Source organism: Pseudomonas bijieensis (assembly GCF_013347965.1).
Taxonomy (GTDB): Bacteria; Pseudomonadota; Gammaproteobacteria; order Pseudomonadales; family Pseudomonadaceae; genus Aquipseudomonas; species Aquipseudomonas bijieensis.
Genome location: NZ_CP048810.1, coordinates 3,606,997 through 3,628,691, shown reverse-complemented (window position 1 = coordinate 3,628,691; position 21,695 = coordinate 3,606,997). Strand labels below are relative to the sequence as shown.

The 21,695-nt window shown below is 61.8% G+C and carries 18 protein-coding genes and 3 pseudogenes; 6 read left to right on the top strand and 15 right to left on the bottom strand.

The window, feature by feature from the left end; genetic code table 11:
• Positions 1-80 precede the first annotated feature (80 nt).
• From GN234_RS15845 to GN234_RS15820, 6 genes are read right to left on the bottom strand one after another with little or no spacing between them, the layout of a single operon-like run.
• Complete coding sequence (locus GN234_RS15845; RefSeq protein ID WP_109752079.1) at positions 81-1,760, bottom strand: AMP-binding protein; 1,680 nt, start codon at positions 1,758-1,760, stop codon at positions 81-83.
• On the bottom strand, positions 1,757-2,302 hold the full coding sequence (locus GN234_RS15840) for a COG4648 family protein (RefSeq protein ID WP_109752080.1): 546 nt from the start codon (positions 2,300-2,302) through the stop codon (positions 1,757-1,759). Before GN234_RS15840 ends, GN234_RS15845 begins: the two co-directional genes overlap by 4 nt.
• Positions 2,299-2,553, bottom strand: coding sequence for an acyl carrier protein (locus GN234_RS15835; protein WP_030140951.1), 255 nt, complete (start codon positions 2,551-2,553; stop codon positions 2,299-2,301). Before GN234_RS15835 ends, GN234_RS15840 begins: the two co-directional genes overlap by 4 nt.
• A 9-nt stretch (positions 2,554-2,562) precedes the next feature.
• On the bottom strand, positions 2,563-2,820 hold the full coding sequence (locus GN234_RS15830) for a phosphopantetheine-binding protein (protein ID WP_109752081.1): 258 nt from the start codon (positions 2,818-2,820) through the stop codon (positions 2,563-2,565).
• Positions 2,801-3,610 (bottom strand): lysophospholipid acyltransferase family protein, encoded by an 810-nt coding sequence (locus GN234_RS15825; protein ID WP_109752082.1) that lies wholly within the window; start codon positions 3,608-3,610, stop codon positions 2,801-2,803. The genes GN234_RS15830 and GN234_RS15825 overlap by 20 nt, the downstream gene beginning before the upstream one ends.
• Complete coding sequence (locus GN234_RS15820) at positions 3,586-4,314, bottom strand: beta-ketoacyl synthase chain length factor (RefSeq protein WP_109752083.1); 729 nt, start codon at positions 4,312-4,314, stop codon at positions 3,586-3,588. Before GN234_RS15820 ends, GN234_RS15825 begins: the two co-directional genes overlap by 25 nt.
• Before the next feature lie 340 nt (positions 4,315-4,654).
• Here GN234_RS15820 and GN234_RS15815 point away from each other — a divergent pair, with 340 nt between their 5' ends.
• Complete coding sequence (locus tag GN234_RS15815; protein WP_109752084.1) at positions 4,655-5,425, top strand: ParA family protein; 771 nt, start codon at positions 4,655-4,657, stop codon at positions 5,423-5,425.
• A 152-nt stretch (positions 5,426-5,577) separates the two neighbouring features.
• Here the strand turns inward: GN234_RS15815 and trxC are convergent, their stop codons facing one another.
• Both trxC and ycaC read right to left on the bottom strand, forming a co-directional pair.
• Entirely contained in the window at positions 5,578-6,000 is a 423-nt protein-coding gene (trxC, locus tag GN234_RS15810; protein WP_176688743.1) for a thioredoxin TrxC, read from the bottom strand.
• 175 nt (positions 6,001-6,175) lie between these two features.
• On the bottom strand, positions 6,176-6,802 hold the full coding sequence (gene ycaC, locus GN234_RS15805) for an isochorismate family cysteine hydrolase YcaC (RefSeq protein WP_109752086.1): 627 nt from the start codon (positions 6,800-6,802) through the stop codon (positions 6,176-6,178).
• 207 nt (positions 6,803-7,009) lie between these two features.
• Here ycaC and GN234_RS15800 point away from each other — a divergent pair, with 207 nt between their 5' ends.
• The 3 genes and pseudogenes from GN234_RS15800 (at position 7,010) to GN234_RS15790 (ending at position 9,150) form a co-directional block, all read left to right on the top strand.
• On the top strand, positions 7,010-7,915 hold the full coding sequence (locus GN234_RS15800) for a LysR family transcriptional regulator (protein WP_204334279.1): 906 nt from the start codon (positions 7,010-7,012) through the stop codon (positions 7,913-7,915).
• 250 nt (positions 7,916-8,165) lie between these two features.
• A complete protein-coding gene (locus GN234_RS15795) occupies positions 8,166-8,444 on the top strand; it encodes a hypothetical protein (RefSeq protein WP_109752088.1) in 279 nt (92 codons plus the stop codon).
• A gap of 303 nt (positions 8,445-8,747) precedes the next feature.
• Positions 8,748-9,150 (top strand): annotated as a pseudogene (locus GN234_RS15790) (helix-turn-helix domain-containing protein).
• A gap of 125 nt (positions 9,151-9,275) precedes the next feature.
• Here GN234_RS15790 and GN234_RS15785 read toward each other — a convergent pair.
• The 6 genes and pseudogenes from GN234_RS15785 to GN234_RS30365 all read right to left on the bottom strand — a co-directional run.
• The gene (locus tag GN234_RS15785; protein ID WP_109752090.1) at positions 9,276-9,626 is read right to left on the bottom strand and encodes a DUF6124 family protein; all 351 of its coding nucleotides are present in this window, start codon (positions 9,624-9,626) and stop codon (positions 9,276-9,278) included.
• Positions 9,627-10,164: 538 nt separating this feature from the next.
• Positions 10,165-11,628, bottom strand: coding sequence for a protein adenylyltransferase SelO (gene selO / locus GN234_RS15780; protein ID WP_176688742.1), 1,464 nt, complete (start codon positions 11,626-11,628; stop codon positions 10,165-10,167).
• 36 nt (positions 11,629-11,664) lie between these two features.
• Positions 11,665-15,027: a mechanosensitive channel MscK gene (mscK, locus tag GN234_RS15775; protein ID WP_109752092.1), complete on the bottom strand. Its 3,363-nt coding sequence runs from the start codon at positions 15,025-15,027 to the stop codon at positions 11,665-11,667.
• Between the two features lie 34 nt (positions 15,028-15,061).
• Positions 15,062-16,804 carry a potassium/proton antiporter gene (locus GN234_RS15770; RefSeq protein WP_109752093.1) on the bottom strand — a complete coding sequence of 581 codons (1,743 nt, stop codon included), beginning with the start codon at positions 16,802-16,804 and terminating at the stop codon, positions 15,062-15,064.
• Between the two features lie 276 nt (positions 16,805-17,080).
• Positions 17,081-17,680 (bottom strand): annotated as a pseudogene (locus GN234_RS30370) (methyl-accepting chemotaxis protein); the annotation flags it as partial.
• Between the two features lie 303 nt (positions 17,681-17,983).
• Positions 17,984-18,640, bottom strand: a pseudogene (locus GN234_RS30365) (MCP four helix bundle domain-containing protein); the annotation flags it as partial.
• Between the two features lie 324 nt (positions 18,641-18,964).
• On the opposite strand from GN234_RS30365, the gene GN234_RS15760 reads away from it, so the two are divergent.
• Complete coding sequence (locus GN234_RS15760; RefSeq protein ID WP_109752095.1) at positions 18,965-19,195, top strand: hypothetical protein; 231 nt, start codon at positions 18,965-18,967, stop codon at positions 19,193-19,195.
• Positions 19,192-19,494 (top strand): cell division protein ZapA, encoded by a 303-nt coding sequence (locus GN234_RS15755; protein WP_109752096.1) that lies wholly within the window; start codon positions 19,192-19,194, stop codon positions 19,492-19,494. Before GN234_RS15760 ends, GN234_RS15755 begins: the two co-directional genes overlap by 4 nt.
• Before the next feature lie 162 nt (positions 19,495-19,656).
• On the opposite strand, the gene GN234_RS15750 is transcribed toward GN234_RS15755, so the two are convergent.
• On the bottom strand, positions 19,657-21,459 hold the full coding sequence (locus tag GN234_RS15750; protein WP_109752097.1) for an acyl-CoA dehydrogenase: 1,803 nt from the start codon (positions 21,457-21,459) through the stop codon (positions 19,657-19,659).
• Between the last annotated feature and the right edge of the window lie 236 nt (positions 21,460-21,695).

The window sequence follows — 21,695 nt, the reverse complement described above, 5'->3', positions numbered from 1 at the left end:
CACTCGCTCTTGAAATACCAGGGGCTGCTTCGCAGCCCAACGGGAGCAAGCTCCCTCGCCACAGTGATTTGTACAGGTGCCTAGGCATTGTTTTCCCCCAACACAATCCGCCCACTGGAACAGGCCGCCGTGTCATTGCGGTAGGCAAAGTACAGCTTGCCGCGCTCGCGGTCGAAGCGCAGGTGCAGTTGGACTTCATCGCCAGGGCGAACCAGTTGCTGGAACTTCAGCACCTCCATGCCGACGAACCGGGGCGGCAGGTCCATCAATTGCCGGCCCAGGCTCAAGGCCCAGTCGACCTGCACTACGCCTGGCAACACTGGCGCGGTGGGGAAGTGGCCGCTGAAGTATGCAAGGTCCGCAGGCACGACCAGTTGCAGGTTCCACTCACCGTCGGTTTCGACTTGCTCCAGCACGTCAGGGGTTTTGGGACGTGGCGCCATCAGCAACGCCTCGACCTCGGCCTGGGGCAACTTGCCCTGGGCGTTGAGCGGCAACTGCCGCAGCCAGCGCCAGCGCCGGGGCAGGGCAAGGGTTTCGCAATGTTCGCTCAGGTGCCGACGCAGGCCTTCGGTAACGGCGCGCCGGCCCAGGTTGCGCAAGGCGTGCAGGCCGTTTTCGCTGAGCACCACCAGTGCGCCAAGGGAGGCGCGCTTCTCCTGCACCACCCCCAGCCGCGCTTCGCTGACCCAGTCGTGGGCCATCAGCGCTTGTTCCAGCATCGGCAGGGAGATGCGTTTTTCTTCGAGCTTGACGATGCGATCCAGTCTCCCGAGCAGCTCAAAGCGTCCATCTGTGGCGATTCGCGCCGCGTCGGCGGTGTGTTCCACATGCCCGGCCGGCAGATAGGGCGAAGCGATCAGCAAGGCGCCGTCGCTGTCCTGGCTGAGCTCGACGCCGGCAAAGGGCTGCCACAATCCGTCACCCTGACGCCAGGCGATACCGCCAGTTTCCGAACTGCCGAAAATTTCCGTCGGCCATTGTCCCAGACGTTGCTGCAAGCTTTGTGCAGCCTCGGGGGGCAAGGCGCCGCCAGAGGAGAACACCCGGCGCACGCTGCTCAGGGCCGGCCAATCGAGGTTATCGCCCATGCGCTTGAGCAGCGCCGGGCTGGCGACCCAGGCGAAGGCCGGTTGTTCGCGGCTGGCGCGTTGCAGGTCCTCGGGAAACGCCAATTGCCGACGCACGAACGGGCGCCCGGCGCACAGCGGCCACAGCACCCGGAACAGCAACCCGTAGATATGCTGGGCGGCAACGCTGCCGATCATGCAGGCCGGCCCCAGGTCGGCGCCCCACAAGTGCTCCAGGGCGTGGACTTCGTTACTCAACTGGCGCAGGGTTTTCTCGATGCGCTTGGGCTCGCCGCTGGAGCCGGAGGTGCACAGGCTCAGCCAGCAGTGATCGAGGTCCAGTTCGGCGGCGTCCATCGGCGCCTGTTGCACGTCGTTGGGATGCGTGTCGCCGGGCTGGTCGGTCAGCCACAGGTCCACGTCCGCCGCCCAGCGCTGGCGCGTCTGCACCTGCAGGTCGGCGGGAAGCAAGACCCGGACTCCGGCGCGCCAGGCGCCGAGCAGGGCGATGGCCAGGTCGGCGGCGTCTTCCAGGTGCACCGCCACATGCCGCACGCCACGGGCTTGCAGGCCGGCCGCCAGGCTCAACGCCGCGCCCCGCAGTTGCGTGTGACTGAGCGCCGGATCGAGCGCGACGGCGCGTTCCGGTTCAGTCCTGAGCAGAATCTGCTCAAGTGTTATCCAATTCATGGGCGGCCTCTTACCCGTTGTCGTATGAGCCATTCAATGGCAAACAGCAGCCCCATCAATCCGTAGGAAATCAGGCCGGTGTACAACATCCACCAGCTCAGCGGCGCCCAGAGGGTCAGGGCGGCGGCGAGCAAACCGTTACACAGGAAAAACACACTCCAGGCCACTGTGACCTGGCGGGTATACACCACCGCCTTGGCAGGTAGCTGCGGTTCGCGCAGGCGGGCCAGGCGTTCGATCATCGGCGGGCCGTATTTCAGGCTCAGGACGAACAGCCCGAGCATGAACGCGCTGATCAGCACCGGGTACCAGCGCAGCAGGAGCGGGCTGTCGAACAGCGCCAGCAGTACGCAAAACACGATCGCCGTGGCCGCCATCCAGCGGCTGCCGGGCCCGCCCTTGCCAAGCAATGCCCGGGCCAGCCACAGGCTGCCGAGCAGCAACCCGAACTGCCACGGGGCGAAGTGCTCCATGCCGAAATACACCGCAAAGGGGTACAGCAGGCCCGCCAGCAGCAGGCCGAGGCCAATCAGCCGGGTCATGCGGCCGGTTGGACCAGTCGATAGACCGCCTCGACCACGTCATTGACGGTGCGCACCGACTTGAATTCTTCGGCGGCGATTTTCTTGCCGGTCTGACGCTTGATGTGGTCGATCAGGTCGACCGCATCGATGCTGTCGATTTCCAGGTCCTGGTACAGGTTCGATTCCAGCGTCACGCGCTCGGGGTCCAGCTCGAAGAGCTCGACCAGAGCATCGCGCAGGGTGTTGAAGATGTCGTCACGAGTTTGCATGGTCTGGTCTCAGGCGCTTTTTGCAGTGACGAAGGCCGCAAGGCTTGCCACATTGCTGAAATGGTTACGGGTGTCCTTGGCGTCGGCATCGATCTTGATGCCGTACTTCTTCTGGATCGCCAGGCCTAGCTCCAGGGCATCCACCGAGTCCAGGCCCAGGCCTTCGCCGAACAGGGTCTGGTGGTCGCCGATATCGTCGATGCTTATGTCCTCCAGGCCGAGGGCATCGATGATCAGCTGTTTGATGTCACGGTGCAGATCGCTCATCTTCGGCGAGCTCCTTGATGAAATAGTGATGCAAAAAATCGTTGAGCCTGCGCGAAGCCTGGGGTGGTGGGCCGAGCGCGGCGAAGGCCTGTGGGTCTATATCGGCCCCCACGCGAAAACTGAAGTGCACGCGGCGCTGGGGAATGCGATACCAGGGTTCGGCCTTGGTCAGAGTAGTGGGGCAAACCTTGATGGTGACGGGCGTGAGGATTTTCGCACCCCGCAGGGCAATGGCCGCCGCCCCCCGATGAAAGGCCGGTGCCTGGCCGGGCTGGGTGCGCGTGCCTTCGGGGAAGACGATCAGGGTCTGGCCATCCTGCAGGGCATCGCTGGCGGCATCAAGCATGTCCATGCTGCCGTCGTTGCTGATGTATTGGGTCGAGCGCAGCGGGCCGCGGGTGAAGGGGTTGTCCCACAGGCTTTGCTTGACCACGCAGTTGGCGTTGGGCACCAGCCCGATCAGGAACACCACGTCGATCAGCGACGGGTGATTGGCGATGATCATTTGTCCGGGGCGGCCGAGCCGTTCGGCGCCGTCGATCCGGTAGGTCAGCACCCCGGTGCGGGCCATGAACCGGATGAAGAACCAGAACAACCGCCCGACCGTGCGACGGGCCCGTTGCCGATGGGCCTGGGCATCGCCGGGCCACCAGGCCAGCAACGGAAACACCAGCAAACGCAGGCACAGCCCGCCCAGCCCGAACAGGGCGAAGCTTGCGGCGGTCGCGATCAGGCGCCAGTAATAGGCGTCGCGATGTTTACCGGTCACCGGTTGCGTTGCCAGGTCCATACACGATTCTTCCAGGCATGTTGGCAGGTGGTTTCGTTGTTCAGCAGGGTACGCAACAGATCCAGGGCATGGGGCCAGTCGCTGCCAGGCAATTGGCCGGTTTGCGCACACAGGTCCAGTTGCCAGTCGTCGCCCGGGGTTAGCAGCAAGCCCATGGCATAGGGAAACGGCACGTCATTGACCCACGGCGCGTAGACCTGCGGGGGTTGCTCCTCGGTGATCACCAGCAACACCGCCGGCGAGCCTTCGTTCAACAGTGCGGCGGCTTCCAGCACACCGTGCTCCAACCCGTCGCCGGTAGCGGCCAGGGCAGTCATTTCGCTGGTTTCGCCTCGCATGATCGACCACAGGCCAATCACTGCGTTGTGCACCGACAGGCTGAATTGGGTCGGCGACAAGGGCTGGTCGGCTGCCAGGTCCTTGAGAATCTCGAAAGTGCGTGGGGTTTCGCCGTGGCGGGAAATAAAGACCAACGGTAGGTCCGGCCGATCCTCGGCCAGCGGCCAGCCAACACTGAAGGCCATCCGCGCCAGGCGGCTGAGGCGCCGACGCTGCATGGCCGGCAGGAACGATACGTCAGGGGAGGCATCGCTGGGCGGCAATACGACCGGCTGTCGGCTCCAGGCCTGCCAGTCGTCCACGCTTTCGAGCCCAGGGGCCCACGCGCGCCATTGGGCGATATTGAAATTGATCACAAAATTCATCCCACCCCTGCGGGCTTTTATTGTCACGGCTCAGTGGTTTGACCCGCGTCCAACCCTGCATGGCCTTGCGACCCAAGTGGCGCGCATTATCCCGGTGCGGTTGGCTTGTAGCAAATACTGGTTACATTTTGTCCAGCGAAATGTACGACTTGGTTCAGTTGCAAACTATTGTCGCGATCATTGCTCGCCTGTCTGTCGGTTCTTTCTGTCATTTTCCGGGCGAATTGACGCTTCGATTGTTGGAAAAGCCACTGTTGCCGTAGTCCTTCTACGCAGAAGGTAGCTAAGCGGTGTCGCGGCCTACTACACTCGGGGATCTTTGATACACGGAGGTTTTGACATGCGGCGTGTGGTGTTCAATCAGAAAGGTGGCGTGGGCAAATCCAGCATCGCCTGCAACCTGGCGGCAGTCAGCGCCAGCGAAGGCTATCGCACGCTGTTGGTGGATCTGGATGCCCAGGCCAACTCCACGCAATACCTGACGGGCCTGACCGGCGATGACATTCCCATGGGCATTGCCGATTTCTTCAAGCAAACCCTGTCATCCGGGCCCTTTTCGAAAAAGAACAAGGTGGATATCTACGAAACGCCGTTCGACAACTTGCACGTGATCACCGCCACGGCGGAGCTGACGGATCTGCAGCCCAAGCTTGAGGCCAAGCACAAGATCAACAAGCTGCGCAAACTGCTTGAAGAACTGGAGGAAGATTACGACCGGATTTACCTCGATACCCCGCCAGCGCTGAATTTCTATGCGGTTTCAGCGTTGATCGCTGCTGATCGAGTGCTGATCCCCTTCGACTGTGACAGTTTCTCCCGTCAGGCCCTGTACGGCCTGCTGGCGGAAATCGAAGAGCTCAAGGACGACCATAACGAGGGCCTGGAAGTCGAAGGCATCGTGGTCAACCAGTTCCAGGCTCGCGCCAGCCTGCCGCAGCAGATCCTCGACGAACTGATCGCCGAAGGCCTGCCGGTACTGCCGGTGTACCTGAGCAGTTCGGTGCGCATGCGCGAATCCCACCAGGCCAGTTTGCCGCTGATCCACCTGGACCCACGGCACAAGCTGACCCAGCAGTTCATGGAGTTGCATAGCCTGCTGGAAGGCGCCTGATTCTGGCCTGTGCAAAACCCTGTGGGAGCAACTGTGTGGGAGCAAGGCTTGCCCGCGATGAAAACGCCGCGGTCTCTTGAGGACCGCAGCGCCTGGATCGCGAGCAAGCTTTGCTCCCACAAAAAGCCCGCTCCCACAGTTATCTCATGGCTTCAAATCCCCTGGCTGCGCAACCAGCTCATCAACTGAGGCAAGGGAAACGCCCCACTCTGACGCGCCACCTCCCGACCGTCCTTGAACAGAATCAGGCTGGGAATCGAGCGGATCCCCAACTGCGCCGATAACTGCTGATTAGCCTCGCTGTCGAGCTTGGCCAACCGACATTTACCCGTCAGTTGCGCAGCGGCCTGTTCGAACACCGGCGCGAAGGACTTGCACGGTCCGCACCAATCGGCCCAGATATCCACCAGCAACGGCAGGTCGCCCTTGATCTGGCTGGCGTAGTCGCCTTGCTTGAGTTCGAACGGTTTGCTCAATAGCACTGGGGCCTTGCAGCGCCCGCACTTGGGCTGGTCGCCCAGGCGTTCGGCGGGGATGCGGTTGAGCCCGTTGCAATGGGGGCAGGGGATCAGCATCGGGGCAGTCTCCAGAAAAATCATTGGCGAAGATTTGAACACCGTGCAAAGCACACCGCAAACCTTTGTGGGAGCGAGCCTGCTCGCGATTGCGACCTGACAGTCAATACATCATTGACTGTCCTGCCGTCATCGCGAGCAGGCTCGCTCCCACAAAGGTGGATCGGTGTGGCTGTTACTTGGCGTTGGTCAGCGTGTTGTAGCTGGTCATCAGGTTGCGGTAGTCCGGGATGTGGTTGGAGAACAAGGTCGCCAGCCCTTCCACATCATTGCGCCAGTCGCGGTGCAGTTCACAGGCCAGGCCGAACCAGGTCATCAGTTGCGCACCGGAGGAGGACATGCGGTCCCAGGCCGATTGACGGGTCAGTTCGTTGAACGTGCCTGAGGCATCGGTGACCACGAACACCTCGAAACCTTCGGCCAGGGCCGAGAGTGCCGGGAAGGCCACGCAGACTTCAGTCACCACGCCGGCGATGATCAGTTGCTTCTTGCCGGTGGCCTTGATGGCCTTGACGAAATCTTCGTTGTCCCAGGCGTTGATCTGGCCGGGACGGGCGATGTACGGCGCGTCCGGGAACAGGGTCTTGAGTTCTGGCATCAGCGGGCCGTTGGGGCCGGTTTCGAAACTGGTGGTGAGGATGGTTGGCAGCTTGAAGTATTTGGCCAGGTCGGCCAGGGCCAGCACGTTGTTCTTGAAACGGTCCGGGTCGATGTCACGCACCAGCGAGAGCAGGCCAGCCTGGTGGTCCACCAGCAGAACGGCGGCGTTATCTTTGTCGAGACGGTTGTAGGAAGTAGTCATGGCGTAGCCCTCATTAAGTTTTGGTTGCCGAAGGTTTCGGCGTGGTTAAGGTTTTTAATGTCGGTGTAGCGATTGATCGGTGACTCATCCGGTCGAAGCGCTTCGGCTTCAAACCGTGTTGCGTTTCGATGGGTGTAGATTAAAACTGGCACCTTTGATGCGCTAGACTGCGAAAATTAGCCTTAGCGTTCTATTTGGAGAACGATCATCGAAGACCTCAACACGCTGTACTACTTCACCCAGGTCGTGGAGCACCGTGGTTTCGCCGCCGCCGGTCGCGCGCTGGACATGCCCAAGTCGAAACTCAGCCGACGTATCGCCCAACTGGAAGAGCGACTCGGGGTGCGGCTGCTCCACCGCACCAGCCGCCATTGCACGCTGACGGAGATCGGCCAGGCCTATTACCAGCGCTGCCTGGCGATGCGGGTCGAGGCCGAGAGCGCGGCGGAAGTGATCGAGCGCAACCGCTCCGAACCCCAGGGGCTGGTGCGCATCAGTTGTCCGACGGCGCTGCTCAACAGTTGGGTCGGACCGATGCTGACCCGCTACATGCTCAAGTACCCACGGGTGGAGTTGTTCATCGAGAGCACCAACCGCCGGGTCGACCTGATCCACGAAGGGTTCGACATCGCCTTGCGGGTGCGCTTTCCGCCGCTGGAAAACACCGACATGGTCATGAAGGTGTTGAGCAACAGCACCCAATGCCTGGTGGGCAGCCCGGCGTTCCTGGAGCGTTTGTCTGCACCGGCTTCCCCGGCGGACCTCAACGGCTTGCCGAGCGTGCACTGGGGGGCGGCACAACGTGAATACCAGTGGGAATTGTTCGGCCCCGACGGCACCCGCGCGCTGATCCGTCATGAACCGCGCATGGTCACCGACGACCTGCTGGCCTTGCGTCACGCCGTGCTGGCCGGCATCGGCGTCGCTCACCTGCCCACCGTGGTGGTGCGCGAAGATATCGCAGCCGGGCGGTTGGTGGAGCTGGTGCCGGGCTGGACGCCCAAGTGCGGCATCGTCCATGCGATCTTTGCTTCGCGACGGGGGTTGCTGCCGTCGGTGCGTACGTTGATTGATTTTCTGGCCGAGGAATTCAGCCACAGTGATATGGCGTAGGGCGGGCGCTCTTGAGTGAGCGTGCTTCTGTGGGAGCCAAGCTTGCTCGCGATGAACGATAACGCGATCTTCCGGTAGATCGTGGTGCCTTCATCGCGAGCAGGCTCAGCTCCCACAGGCTTTTCACTGATCTTCCTTCCGAGTTTCGCCAAAGTTATCCAAGGCTGCCATTCATCAGGCGCGCCGCACTGAGAAGGTGTCACGGCCTCAAAAAGACACCACGTACCTGTTTGCAGACTCAGGAGGTCCCATGAGCCATCCTCAAGACCCAACCACGCCCCAGGCAGTGGACAACCCTAACGACGACGGCTTCGTCCTCGGCACCGCCGGCCGCGATGAAGACCCCAACGCCGCCCCGTCCTACGCCACCGACCGCCGCCACGACCGGGATGAACTGACCCCTGAAGACGCCCGCGGCATGCCCGGCTATCCCGAGGAAAAACCACCGGCCAACCCCAAGGAGAAGGGGGTTGAAGAGGCAGAGTCGGGGATCGAGACGCCTGAGCAGGGGAACGATAAGGTTGGATGAGCAGGCAGACGGTTTGGGCGGGCGATGAACCACTCAAAGCCAGTCAGAAACATTGTGGCGAGGGGATTTAGCGAAACGTCGCACCGCCCCGCTCGGCTGCGAAGCAGTCGTAACCCGGCTGACGCGGTTTATCTGTTGCACCGCGCTGCCTGGTTCTTGGGGCTGCTGCGCAACCCTGGGGGGATAAATCCCCTCGCCACAGAAGCTTCGTCTGTTTTCATCACTCTTGCCGAAATTATCGCAGTTTGCGATTAGCCAAGTCCGTGGTTAACTCGTCCATAGCAAAATGAGATGAGTAAAAAGATGAGTCCGCTGATCGAACAAGTCGCCGCCCATTGGGAGTTTGTGTCGCCCCTGCTGCGTAAGCCCAGGAGCGAAGAGGATTACGACCGGTTGGCTGCAGCGCTCGATGAATTGTTGGAGTTGGTTGGCGAAGAAGAAGCCCATCCGCTGATGAGCCTGGTGGACATCATCGGTGAATGGATCGAGGCCTGGGATCATCAACACCGGCCGATGCCCCAAGGCCACTGGCGTTGAGGCGCTTCGTTATCTGATGCGTGAACACGGTTTGAGCCAGAGCGATTTGCCGGGCATAGGCACCCAGTCGGTGGTGTCGGAGATATTGAGCGGCAAGCGCCAGCTCAATTTAAGGCAGATCCGCTGGCTGGCGGAGCGCTTCGGCGTATCGGTTGAGACCTTTATTTGATGGCTTGGCGTACTGTGGCGAGGGAGCTTGCTCCCGCTCGGCTGCGAAGCAGTCGTCGCTTTTGAGGTTTTGGGGCCGCTGCGCAGCCCAGCGGGAGCAAGCTCCCTCGCCACAGGGGGGATGCGTTATGTCGACTGGCGTGGTTCGACACTGTCCAGTGCGCTGTTCGCCAATAAGCTGCTCAGCTCGATCAATTGCTGAATACCCATGGCAACGTGCCGCCTGGAACCTTTCAGGTCGAATGCCAGGTCACTGATCATGGCGTTGGCCGAGGCTAGGTTTTCGCTGAGGTTGGCGAGCAGGGTTTCGGTGTCGACGCCATTGACGACGGTGAACAGTTGGCTGGGATCAGCCTCGGGTTTGCTGGGTTTTGGGTTGAGGTAGTAGTCGAGGACGCGGTCGGCCGTTTCGTCGAATTCTTTTGAGTTTGGGTGGGCTGGATCGGTATCAGGCGGGTTGGGGGTTGCTTTGAACATGGCGAATCTCCGTGATTGGTTGAGCCGCCACGACCTATCGCTAAACAAGTAAAGGTGGCGGCTGTACGCAGGTTAGCGATCCGGGTCACAGAAACCCCGGGTAGACCAGAAGGTCTCCCACGCACAGCCACCATTAAGCAAATTGCAGATGTAAAAGACTGCAATCGAGACTGGGCATTGTTGCGTCTGTGTTGAGTCGGATCGCTAAACCCGATCGCTGATTTTCAGCGACGGGGAAACGATAGAGCCCGACCCCAAGGCGCACAAGCCGGCGGATTCTGGCGTAGTTGTAGGCAATGGCGCAAGGCGGCGTAGCCTGGTCCTGAGTGGTCCTACATCGAAATAAACGCGGTGACTGCAGTGCTCTTGTGGCGAGGGGATTTAGCGAAACGTCGCACCGCCCCGCTCGGCTGCGAAGCAGTCGTAATCCGGCTGACGCGGTTTATCTGTTGCACCGCGCTGCCTGGTTCTTGGGGCTGCTGCGCAGCCCTGCGGGGATAAATCCCCTCGCCACAGGGTTATGTGTTTGGCGGGAAGGTTACGACGAACAGCTGATCTCCAGGTGCTTGCCCCATTCCGGCGGACGTTGCGCGTAGCTGTCCATGCCCGGTTGTTCTTCGAACGGCTTGCTCAGCACTGTGTGCAGGCGGCGGACTTCTTCGTAGTCGCCTGATTCGGCGGCGTCGATGGCTTTCTGCGCGAGGTAGTTACGCAGCACATACAGTGGGTTGACGGCATGCATGCGGGCTCGGCGCAGGTCCTGATCGACAACGCCTTCGCGGTTGACGCGGGCAATATACAGCTCGCCCCAGGCATCGAAACCCTTGAGGTCGACGAAGTCGTCGCGCAGGTTGGCAATGGCCAGTTCGGGTGATCGATCGCCCAGCCGACGGAAGAACAGGCTGTAGTCGACGCCGCTGTTCTGCATCAGTTGCAGCAGGCGCTCCACCAGTTTCTGGTCATCTTCTTCGGCAAGGGTCAGGCCGAGGCGGCGGCGCATCAGGTCCAGGTAGTGGGCCTGGAACAGTGGCAAGTACAGGCCGAGGGTTTCGCGCAGGGCTTCGACGCTGATGAACGGCGTCAGGGCCTGGGCCAGGGCGCTGAGATTCCACTGACCGATGGGCACTTGGTTGCTGAATGAGTAGCGGCCCTGGTCATCGGAGTGGTTGCAGATGAAATTGGCGTCGAAGTCGTCGAGGAAGGCGAACGGCCCGAAGTCGAAGGTGATGCCCAGGATCGACATGTTGTCGGTGTTCATCACGCCGTGGCAGAAACCGTAGGCCTGCCATTTGGCAATCAGCTCGGCGTTGCGCTCGACGATCTCGCGGAACATCGCCAGGTACGGCTCCGGCTGCTCGCGGCACTCGGCAAAATGCAGGTTCAACACGTGCTCGGCGAGGGCCGCGTGCAGCTCGGGCTTCTTGGTGTAGTAGAAATATTCGAAATGGCCGAAGCGCACGTGGCTGGGTGCCAGGCGCAGCACCATGGCGGCGCGCTCCTGTTTTTCGCGCCACACCGGGGTGTCCGAACCGATCACGCACAAGGCGCGGGTGGTGGGGATGCCCAGGGCGTGCAGGGATTCGGAGGCGAGGAATTCGCGGATCGAGGAACGCAGCACTGCCCGCCCATCGCCCATCCGTGAGAACGGCGTCTGGCCGGCACCCTTGAGGTGCAGGTCCCAATGCTCGCCGGCCTCGTTGTACACCTCGCCCAGCAGCAACCCACGGCCATCGCCCAATTGCGGGTTGTAGTGACCGAACTGATGCCCTGAATACACCATCGCCCGGGGCTCGGTTTCGGCCCAGAGCTTATGGCCGCCGAAGATCTCGGCAAACAGCGGAGCCTCGGCTTCGGCCGGATCCAGGTCCAGTAACGCCATGGCGGCCGGGCTGGCGACCACCAGTCGCGGATTGTCGATGGGCTCGGGCAGCACGTGGGTCGATAACCCGTCGCCCAGGCGGGCGAAACGGTTATCGAAGGTCAACGTTTCCAGCGTTTTCATGGCCGTCTCCGGCGCGAGGCCTTCAGGCAGCGCGCATCAGTCGAGTGTTTCTTGCGGCGGCTCGGGTACCGGCTTGATGCTGGCAACAGCCGAAGGCACGGGTGCGATGGTCTTTTTGTCGGGCTCGGCAGGCACCAGTTTGTATTCCTGGCCTTGCATGTTCTTCAGATAGATTTCCATCTGCCGGAAGGAGATGTTGATGTGCTCCTTCTTGAACTCTCGGTTGATGAAGCGGTTGATCTCGTCCAGTACCGGGTTGCGGTCACCGAGGTCGCGCACGTGCATGCGTAGCTCATGGTCCAGGGTGCTTTCACCGAAGTTCAGGAAGTACACGATCGGTTCCGGCTCCTTCAGTACCCGTGGGTTTTCACGGGCGGCCTTGAGCAGCAGTTCGCGCACCCGATCCAGGTCCGAGCCGTAGTCCACGCCCAGTTTCAGGGTCACCCGGGTCACGGTGTCGGTCAACGACCAGTTGATCAGTTGCCCGGTGATGAAGGTCTTGTTCGGGACGATGATGTCCTTGCGGTCGAAGTCGGTGATGGTGGTCGCGCGGATGCGGATCTTGCTGACGGTGCCCGACAGGTTGCCGATGGTGATGGTGTCGCCGATGCGCACCGGACGCTCGAACAGGATCATGATCCCGGAGATGAAGTTGGCGAAGATCTCCTGCATGCCGAAACCCAGGCCCACCGACAGTGCGGCCACCAGCCATTGCAGTTTGTCCCAGCTCACGCCCAGGGTGGACAGCGTGGTGACGAAGCCGACACCCGCGATCACATAGGACAGCAGCGTGGTGGTGGCATAGGCACTGCCCTGGGCCAGGTTCAGTTTCGACAGTACGAACACTTCCAACAGGCCCGGCAGGTTGCGTGCCAGGGCGAAGGTGATGCCGATGATGATCAACGCGCCGAGCATGTCGCCGATACTGATCGGCACCATGCTCATGTTGACGCCGGTGCCGCTGGTGTATTCGTAGAGGGTGATGTTGTCCAGGTACGAGAACACGCTGATCAGGTCCGACCAGACCCAGTACAACGCGGCGATGAAGCCGCCGAGCAAGGCCAGGCGGATCAGGCGCAGGGACTGCTCGTTGACCTTCTCGATGTCCAGGGTCGGCTCCTCGACCACCGCTTCGCCGTCGCCGGCTTCCTTGGCGGCCTGGCGCTTGGCCAAGGCACGCTGGTAGGCCAGGCGCCGCGCCGCCACCGACAGGCCGCGCACGAAGGTCGCCTCGATCACCAGCCAGAACATCAGCAGGTACAGGGTATTGATCAACCGGTCGCTGAGCTTCAGTGCGGTGTAGTAGTAGCCGAAGCACACCGCCACGAACAGCGCGATCGGCAGCGCGGTGAACAGCACCCCGACGGCCTTGCGGAACAGCGAGGTGTTCTTGTGTGTCGGGCTACTCAGCAACAGGCGGCTGAGCAACCACGCCATCAGCGCGTAGCAGGTCAGTACCACCGGCATGCCGAGCACGTCATCGGCCAGGGTCGAGGGCTGCAACTCGGCCACGGCCACCACGGCCACCAACGCCAGCACCACCAGCCCAAGCCGGCGGATCCAGCCCTGGAGGAATTCGACCTGGGGTTTCTCCCAGCGAAAATGCAATTCGGCCACGCCGCCCGGGGCCAACACCCGATAGGCGGTGTAGAACACCAGCCAGGCCTGGCCGATCTGCAGCAGCGCCGCGCCGAGGTTGGCGTTCTGGCCGCGGGCGTCGATCTGCAAGGCATAGCCGCAGAGGGTCAGCGCCAGGGCCACCGGCATTGCCAGGAGGATATTGATCAGGATCGCCTGGGGCGTGTGCCACTGGCTGTCGCGCTTGAAGTGACCAACGTCCTGGTGAACCTTGTTCAAGCGCGCATAAAGATTCTTGCGCCGCCACAGCAGTGCCCCAATCAGCAGCGCCAGGGGCAGGAACAGCAGCGGACGCTGGGTCAGGCCATCGGCCAGCTCACTGAGGCTCGAAGCCCAGGGCAGCGAATCGATCTGTTTTTCCAGGCGCATCGGCACGCCGCGCATCCATTCGAAATCCAGCGGCTTGTTGCTGGGAATCCAGAACATCTGCTCTTCAAGCGTCGCCCGCAGGTTCTGGGCGGTGCTGAGCAGTTGCTTCTGGTTGAGCTGCAGGGTGATGGATTCGTTGAGCACTGCGCTCAATTCGCGGTTCAGCCGTTCCAGCAGGTCGACGCGGGTCAGTGCCAGTTCCAGCAAGGTCTTGCGCAGTTGCGGCGTGGCCTGTTCCGATGGCTGGGAGGCCAGCAGGTTGTCGACATAGGCACTGGGATTGTTCAGCAGCTCACGTTGTTGGCTGACTTCGAACTGGTACAGGCGGATGTCGGCGATCTGGTCGGCCAGGTTCTGGTCCAGCTTGAGGCGCGGCAGGGTCTGGCGCTGCTTGTAGAGGATCTTGGAGAGCAGCAGGCTGCCCTTGAGCACGCTGATCTGCTCGTCCAGGGCGGCGTCGGTCTGGGTGACGCTGTCCAGCAGTTGCTTGGTCTGCAAGTTCTGCTGGGTCACCTCGTTGAGGCGGTCGGTGCTTTTGAGCAGGTAGTCGGAGAGCTTCAGGTTGGCCGCGCTTTCGGTCGCCAGCAAGCTGCTGCCACCGGCCTTCTGGGCTTCGATGGATTGCTGGGTCACCGTCTCCTGGGACTGGGCCAGGCGCTTCTGGTTGATCAGGTTCTGCAGGTCCTGGATTTCCTGCTCCGTGCGGGCGATTTTTTCCATCAGCAAATCGTGTTGACCGTTGCCCAGATCCTGCAGTTGGCTGTTGCCGGCCAGCTCCTGGCGGCGTAGCGGAATCAGCGCGTTGAGCGCCGCCAGCTCGGCGTTGAGCTGGTCGCGTTGCTCGGCGCTCAGGGTTTTGCCGGCGTCTCGACCGGCCTTGAGGATGGTGTTGATTTGCTGGATGCGGGTCTGGCTGCTGGAGATTTCCGCCTGGGCACGCTCGGGACGGGTCTGGGCGGTGATGATCAGGCTGTTGGCGTCGGCCAGGGCTTTTTGCAGATCACCCTGCTGGGTGGAGCGATCCGAGAGCATTTGCTCAAGCTGGGGAATCGGCAGGTTGGCATAGCGTTGCGCCACCGGCACCACCGTGGTGCCCTTGAGCCGCGCCAGTTCGCGCTGGTTCTCGATGTTCTGCTTGGGCGCGGTGGCCAGTTGCTGTTTGAGCGCCTGCAACTTCTGTTCGTAGTCGGCCTTGTTGCTGAGCTGGGTCAGCGTGTTCTGCAAGACGGCCTGCAGGGCTTTCTGGTCGGCTTCCGGCAGTTTGCGGTCGGCGATCTTGTCCAGGCTGGCCTGCACCGAAGCACTGGAGGGAAGATCAGCGGCTTGCAGTGTGCAGACGGAGAGACTCAAGCCCAGCAGGGCGATGGCGAAAAAGGAGCGCAGGGTAGGCATAGAGACCGGTCGAGCAAGTGAGAGTGGGAGCAGTTTAGAGGAACAAGCCGGGACCCGGGCGACTTCCTTCGGGGAATCTGACGCCCACTTTGCCGATCTTGTTCCCGTCCATGGCCGCGACGGTCCACAGGGTGTTGTTCCAATCCACCTGGTCGCCGACCACCGGCGCGCCGCCGACTTTCTGGGCAATGAAGCGCCCCAGGGACATGTCCGGATCGATGCCATCCAGTTGCAATCCGTACAGGGCGGCAACCGCGGCCAACTGGGCGTCTCCTTCGAGTACGAAGTCGCCGAAAAAGCGCAAATCAAGGCCCCGTTGCGGCGCTTGGCTGAACAGTTTTCCAAGGGCCGGCAAATCATGTTCATGGCCGATAACACAGAGCAAATCATCGACTTCCAACACCGTACTACCCGACGGATGGAGCAGTTGTTGGCCGCGAAACAGTGCGGCGATGCGCGTGCCTTCGGGCATTTTCAGGTCCCGCAGGGGCGAGCCGATGCACCATTTTTCCGCGCCCAGGCGATAGATGAACAGCTCCCATTCGCTGGTGACGTGCACTTCCAGCGCCGCCCGGGAAATCGGCAGCGGCTCGGGCGGGACGGTCACGTGCAGCAACTTGGCGACCCACGGCAGGCTCGTGCCCTGCACCAGCAGCGAGACCAGCACGATGAAGAACGCCAGGTTGAAATAGAGTTGGGCGTGGGGCAGGCCGGCCATCAGCGGGAACACGGCGAGAATGATCGGCACTGCGCCGCGCAGGCCGACCCAGGAAATAAAGGCTTTTTCGCGACCATGGAACGCCTTGAATGGCAGCAGGCCCACCATGACCGACAGCGGGCGCGCGAACAGGATCATCCACAGCGCCAGGCCCAGGGCCGGCAGGGCAATGGGCAGCAGGTCGTGGGGCGTGACCAGCAGCCCCAGCACCAGGAACATGCCGATCTGCGCCAGCCAGGCCATGCCATCGAGCATGTGCAGGATGCCGTGGCGGCTGCGTACCGGACGGTTGCCCAGCACCAGGCCACACAGGTACACCGCCAGGAAACCACTGCCGTGCAGGGCGTTGGTCAGGGCGAACACGGCCAGGCCGCCGCTGATGACCAGGATCGGGTAGAGGCCGTTGGCCAGGTTGATGCGATTGACCAGTTGCAGCATCAGCCAGCCACCGCCCAGGCCAAGCACCGAGCCAATGCCGAACTCGCGCACCAGATGTCCCAGCAGGCTCCAGTGCAGGCCGGTTTCGCCACTGGCGAGCATGCCGATCAGGGTGACGGTGAGGAACACCGCCATGGGGTCGTTACTGCCGGACTCGATCTCGAGGGTGGCGCTGACCCGCTCGTTCAGGCCCTTGCCGCCCAGTAGTGAAAACACTGCCGCCGCATCCGTCGAGCCGACGATGGCGCCGATCAGCAGGCCCTGGATCAGGTTCAGGTTGAACAGCCACGCCGCCGCCAGGCCGGTCAGTCCAGTGGTGATCAATACCCCGACCGTGGCCAGCGACAACGCCGGCCACAGCGCCACGCGAAAGCTCGACACCCGCGTGCGCAAGCCGCCGTCGAGCAGAATGACAGCCAATGCGAGATTGCCGACCAGGTAGGCCGTGGCGTAGTTATCGAAAAGAATACCGGCGCCATCGACACCGGCCACCATGCCCACGGCCAGGATGATCACCAGGATCGGGATACCCAGGCGGGACGAAAGAGAACTCACCAGGATGCTCGCACCTACCAGCAACGCGCCGATCAAGAACAGGCTGTTGATGGTCGTCGCAGTCAAAGGCGTTACTCCGGGAAAACTGAAGGGCGGGCACAGACTGACCATGCAGTCTGCGTGCCAGCGATTCTAACCTGTTGAAATGTGATGCTGTCAAAAAAGGTTGGGGGATCGGGTTCTGGGCGCAGCCATTGTGGCGAGGGAGCTTGCTCCCGCTCGGCTGCGAAGCAGTCGTCGCTTTTGAAGTTTTGGGGCCGCTTCGCAGCCCAGCGGGAGCAAGCTCCCTCGCCACAACAGCATTGATCGCTCATGGATTGTGAGCGATCAATGGGTTTGCGGTTAAAGGCTGAACCGTCCAACCATGCTGTTCAGGTCCACGGCCAGGCGCGACAGTTCGGCACTGGCGGCGCTGGTCTGGTTGGCGCCGGTGGCCGATTGCACCGACAGGTCGCGGATGTTCACCAGGTTGCGGTCCACTTCGCGGGCCACTTGGGCCTGCTCCTCGGCGGCGCTGGCAATCACCAGGTTGCGTTCGTTGATCTCGACGATGGCGGTGTTGATGGTGTCCAGGGACATGCCGGCGCCGCGAGCGATGTTCAGCGTCGACTCGGCGCGTTCGGTGCTGTTGCGCATCGAATCCACGGCCTGTTCGGTGCCGTTCTGGATACTGCCGATCATGCGTTCGATCTCGCTGGTTGACTGCTGCGTGCGGTGAGCCAGGGCGCGGACTTCGTCGGCGACCACGGCAAAACCACGACCGGCCTCACCGGCACGGGCCGCTTCGATAGCGGCGTTCAGCGCCAACAGGTTGGTCTGGTCGGCCAGGCCACGGATCACGTCCAGCACCTTGCCGATATCGCGGGACTCATTGGCCAGGTTGCCAATCAGCGTGGCAGTGCTTTGCACGTCGGCGCTCATGCGTTCGATGGCGCTGACGGTTTCCTGCACCAGGTCACGGCCATCACCGGCGGAAGTCGTGGCGTCTTTCGATGCTTCGGAGGTGCTGACCGCATTGCGCGCCACTTCTTCCACGGCACTGGTCATTTCGTTGACTGCCGTGGCGGCCTGTTCGATTTCGTTGTTCTGCTGGGTCAGGCCACGGGCGCTTTCGTCAGTGACGGCGTTGAGCTCTTCGGCCGCCGACGCAAGTTGTGTGGCCGAGCCAGAAATCCGCTGCAGGGTGTCGCGCAGTTTCTCCTGCATGGTCGCCATCGCTTTGAGCAGGCGACCGGCTTCATCGGTGCCATCGACGGTGATTGGCCGGGTCAGGTTGCCCTTGGCGATTTCCTCGGCGGCGTCCAGGGCATTGGCAATCGGCTTGGTAATGCTATTGGTCAGCAGCCAGGCGAACAGCAGGGTCAGGCCGGTGGCGATGACCAGCAGCGTGACGACCAGCATGAAGGCTTTTGAATATTGCTGCTCAGCGCTCTGGTTGAAAGCCTCGGCCTGGTGGTTATTGATTTCCAGCAGGCGGCCCAGGATTGCGTTGATGGCTTCGGAGTTGCTCAGCAGTTCGGTGTTGAGCAATACCCGCAGTTCCTCGATCTGATTATTGCGCGACAGGGTTTTCATCCGCTCTTCGAGCTGACGGTACTGACCCAGCAGTTGCACATACTGATCGTAGGCGGCCCGTTCTTCCGGGGCGCTGATGAGTTTTTCGTAGGCCGTCTGGGCGGCGCGGATCTGTTGGTTGCGTTGCTCGAACAGATCGTAGGTTTTCTGCTGGATGTCCGGTTCGCGGTTGGTCAGCAAACGATAGGACAGCACCCGCAGACGCAGGGTGAGCTGGGTGAACTCATCCAGGGCCTTGATGCTGGGCACGCTGTTGCGGGCGATGCTTTCGCCAGAGGTGCGGATGTTGCTCATCTGGGCCAGGGCAAACACCCCGAGGGCCAGCATCAGGGCGCCTATCAGGGCAAACCCCAGGAACGCCCGCGGCGCGATGTTCATATTACGTAGAGACATGGGAAGTACCGGAAGAAGACGCGTCCGTGCGGGGCTGTGACTGCTGTTCCCTGACTTATCGGTCATACGACTGAAGTCTTGAGGCCGACGCGTGCTTTTGTCGCAGGGCAACACCTACCGTGCGACGAAGGGTAGGAACCAGATTCCCGAATCGCAGTCTCTACAGCTCGCGAGCGAAGCACCGCCGCCGTGTAACCGTGGCATCGGCGGTGACTTTTCTTTATCGTACGCGCCCCTTGAAAATGCCTGGAAATCAATATGTTGGAAACATCCCTCAGCCAGCTGGAGCAACTGGTCAACGACCTGGTGCAACAGAACCGTCACCTCACCGGCCTGAACGAAACCCTGAGCGCGGAACTTGCCAGGGCCAAGGATGAAAACGAGAGCTTGCAACTGAGCCTGATGGAACAGGAAGAACTGCACGGCGCTACCGCTGCCCGCATCCAGGCGTTGATCGAGCGCGCCAGCGCCGGTCCTGTCAGCGCATGAAGCACGGCGCCGATGGGGTGACAGTCATCTCGATCCTGGGAGAAGACTATTCAATCAAGGCCCCGGCCGGGCAGGAGCAGGCCCTGCTGGACGCCGCTGCCATGCTCAAGGCCGCCCTGGCCGATACCAAGAGGAAATACCCGACGCTGATCGGTGATCGCCTGCTGGTACTGGCGGCGATGAACCTGTGTTCGCAACAGATGGAAATGCAAAAGGCTCATCAAGCGGAACTCGACCGTTACCAAGAGCAAGTCAGCGCCACGGTCGAGGTGATTGCCAAGACCATTCAGCAGGCCTGAACCTGCGACGGGCTTGTGCAGCAGTGTTGTCTGCACCTGAGTCATCGCGAGCAGGCTCGCTCCCACATAGGGGCTAAGTGGACATAAAATCTGTGTTCACCCCGTTCCACTGTGGGAGCGAGCCTGCTCGCGATCGGTTTTCAGCCCCGCACAAGAGCAGGCTCAGAACCACTCATCCCGCATCCCCAGGCACGTATCATCCCGCGTCTCGAGCAGCTCCAGCTCATGGTGACACCCCGGCACTTCCCAGGTCAGGAAGTACCGCGCCGCTTGCAGCTTGCCCTTATAGAAGTCGCTGTCCGCCTCGTTCCCCTTGGCCAAACCTTCCTCGGCCCGAATCGCCTGTTCCAGCCAGCGCCAGCCAATCACCATGTGACCAAACACCTTGAGGTACAGCGCCGAGTTGGCGAGACTGCTGTTGACCTTGCCTTGGGCCAGGTCCGTCAGCAGGCCGAGGGTAACCGTTTGCAGGCGTGCTACCAGCGCTTCCAGTGGTTGGCGCAATGGCGTCAGTGATGCGTGGGCCTGGGCGCGCTCAGTGGTGTCGGCCACCAGCCGGATCAATTGCTTGAGGCCAGCGCCGCCGTTCTGCGCCAGCTTGCGCCCCAGCAGGTCCAGGGACTGGATGCCGTGGGTGCCTTCATGGATCGGGTTCAGGCGGTTGTCGCGGTAATACTGCTCCACCGGGTATTCGCGGGTGTAGCCGTGGCCGCCAAGAATCTGAATCGCCAGCTCGTTGGCCTTCAGGCAGAACTCCGAGGGCCAGGATTTGACGATAGGGGTCAGCAAATCCAGCAGCTCATGGGCGCGCCGGCGCTCGGCTTCGCTTTCCAGGGTGGTGGTGTCGTCGAACAGCCGCGCGGCGTACAGGCCCAGGTCAAATGAACCTTCAACGTAGGCCTTCTGGGTCAGCAGCATGCGGCGTACGTCGGCGTGCTGGATGATCGCCACCGGCGGCGTAGTCGGGTCCTTGCTGTCGGGTACCCGGCCCTGCGGGCGCTCGCGGGCGTATTCAAGTGAATACAGGTAGCCGGCGTAACCCAGCATCACCGCGCCCATGCCGACGCCGATCCGTGCCTCGTTCATCATCTGGAACATGTAGCTCAGGCCGTGGTGCGGTTTGCCTACGAGGTAACCGACACATTCGCCGTTGTCGCCGAAGTTCAGCGCGGTAGAGGTGGTGCCACGCCAGCCCATTTTGTGGAACAGCCCCGCCAGCAGCACATCGTTGCGCGGGCCGAGGCTGCCGTCGTCGTTGACCAGGAACTTGGGCACGATAAACAGCGAAATGCCTTTCACGCCAGGCGGTGCATCCGGCAGTTTCGCCAGCACCATGTGCACGATGTTTTCCGATAGCGGATGATCGCCGCCGGAGATGAAGATCTTGTTGCCCTTGAGTCGGTAGGTGCCGTCGGACGCCGGCTCCGCGCGTGTACGAATATCCGACAGCGAAGAACCTGCATGTGGCTCGGTCAGGGCCATGGTGCCGAAGAAGCGGCCGTCGATCATCGGTTGCAGGAAGCGTTGCTTTTGCTCCTCGCTGCCGAAGCTCTCGATCAGATTCGCCGCGCCCATGGTCAGGAACGGGTAAGAGGTCGAAGCGGCGTTGGCCGATTGGAAATGCGCGAAGCAGGCCTGGGACAACAACGTCGGCAGTTGCATACCGCCAGCCTCGAAGCTGCGTGCGGCATTGAGAAAGCCAGCCTCGAGGAAGGCATCCACCGCCGGTTTCACCTCGGGAATCAGAATCGCCTCGCCGTTCTCGTAGCGCGGTTCGTTTTCATCGTTCTTGCGGTTGTGGGGCGCGAAAAATTTCTCGGCGATGCTGCGGGCCGTAGCGAGGGCTGCGTCGAAGGTTTCGCGATTGTGCTCGGCAAACCGCTCGCGCTGGGTCAGGCCCTCGGCATCGAGGACTTCATACAGCTCGAAAGCCAGATTGCGGGAACTGAGCAACGTCTCGGACATGGCGGCCTACCTTTTTTTGGAATGGGCCGAGTCTAGGCGTGGGAATAGAGGCTGAACAGGATGATTGATGGCAGTGATGCAGAGGTTAGGGCGACACTAATCCAATATGGGAGCGAGTTTTGTGGGAGCAAGGCTTGCCCGCGATGAAAGCGCCGCGGTCTCTTGAGGACCGCAGCGCCTGGATCGCGAGCAAGCTTTGCTCCCACCAAGCTCGCACACAGGGTTTCTATGACCAG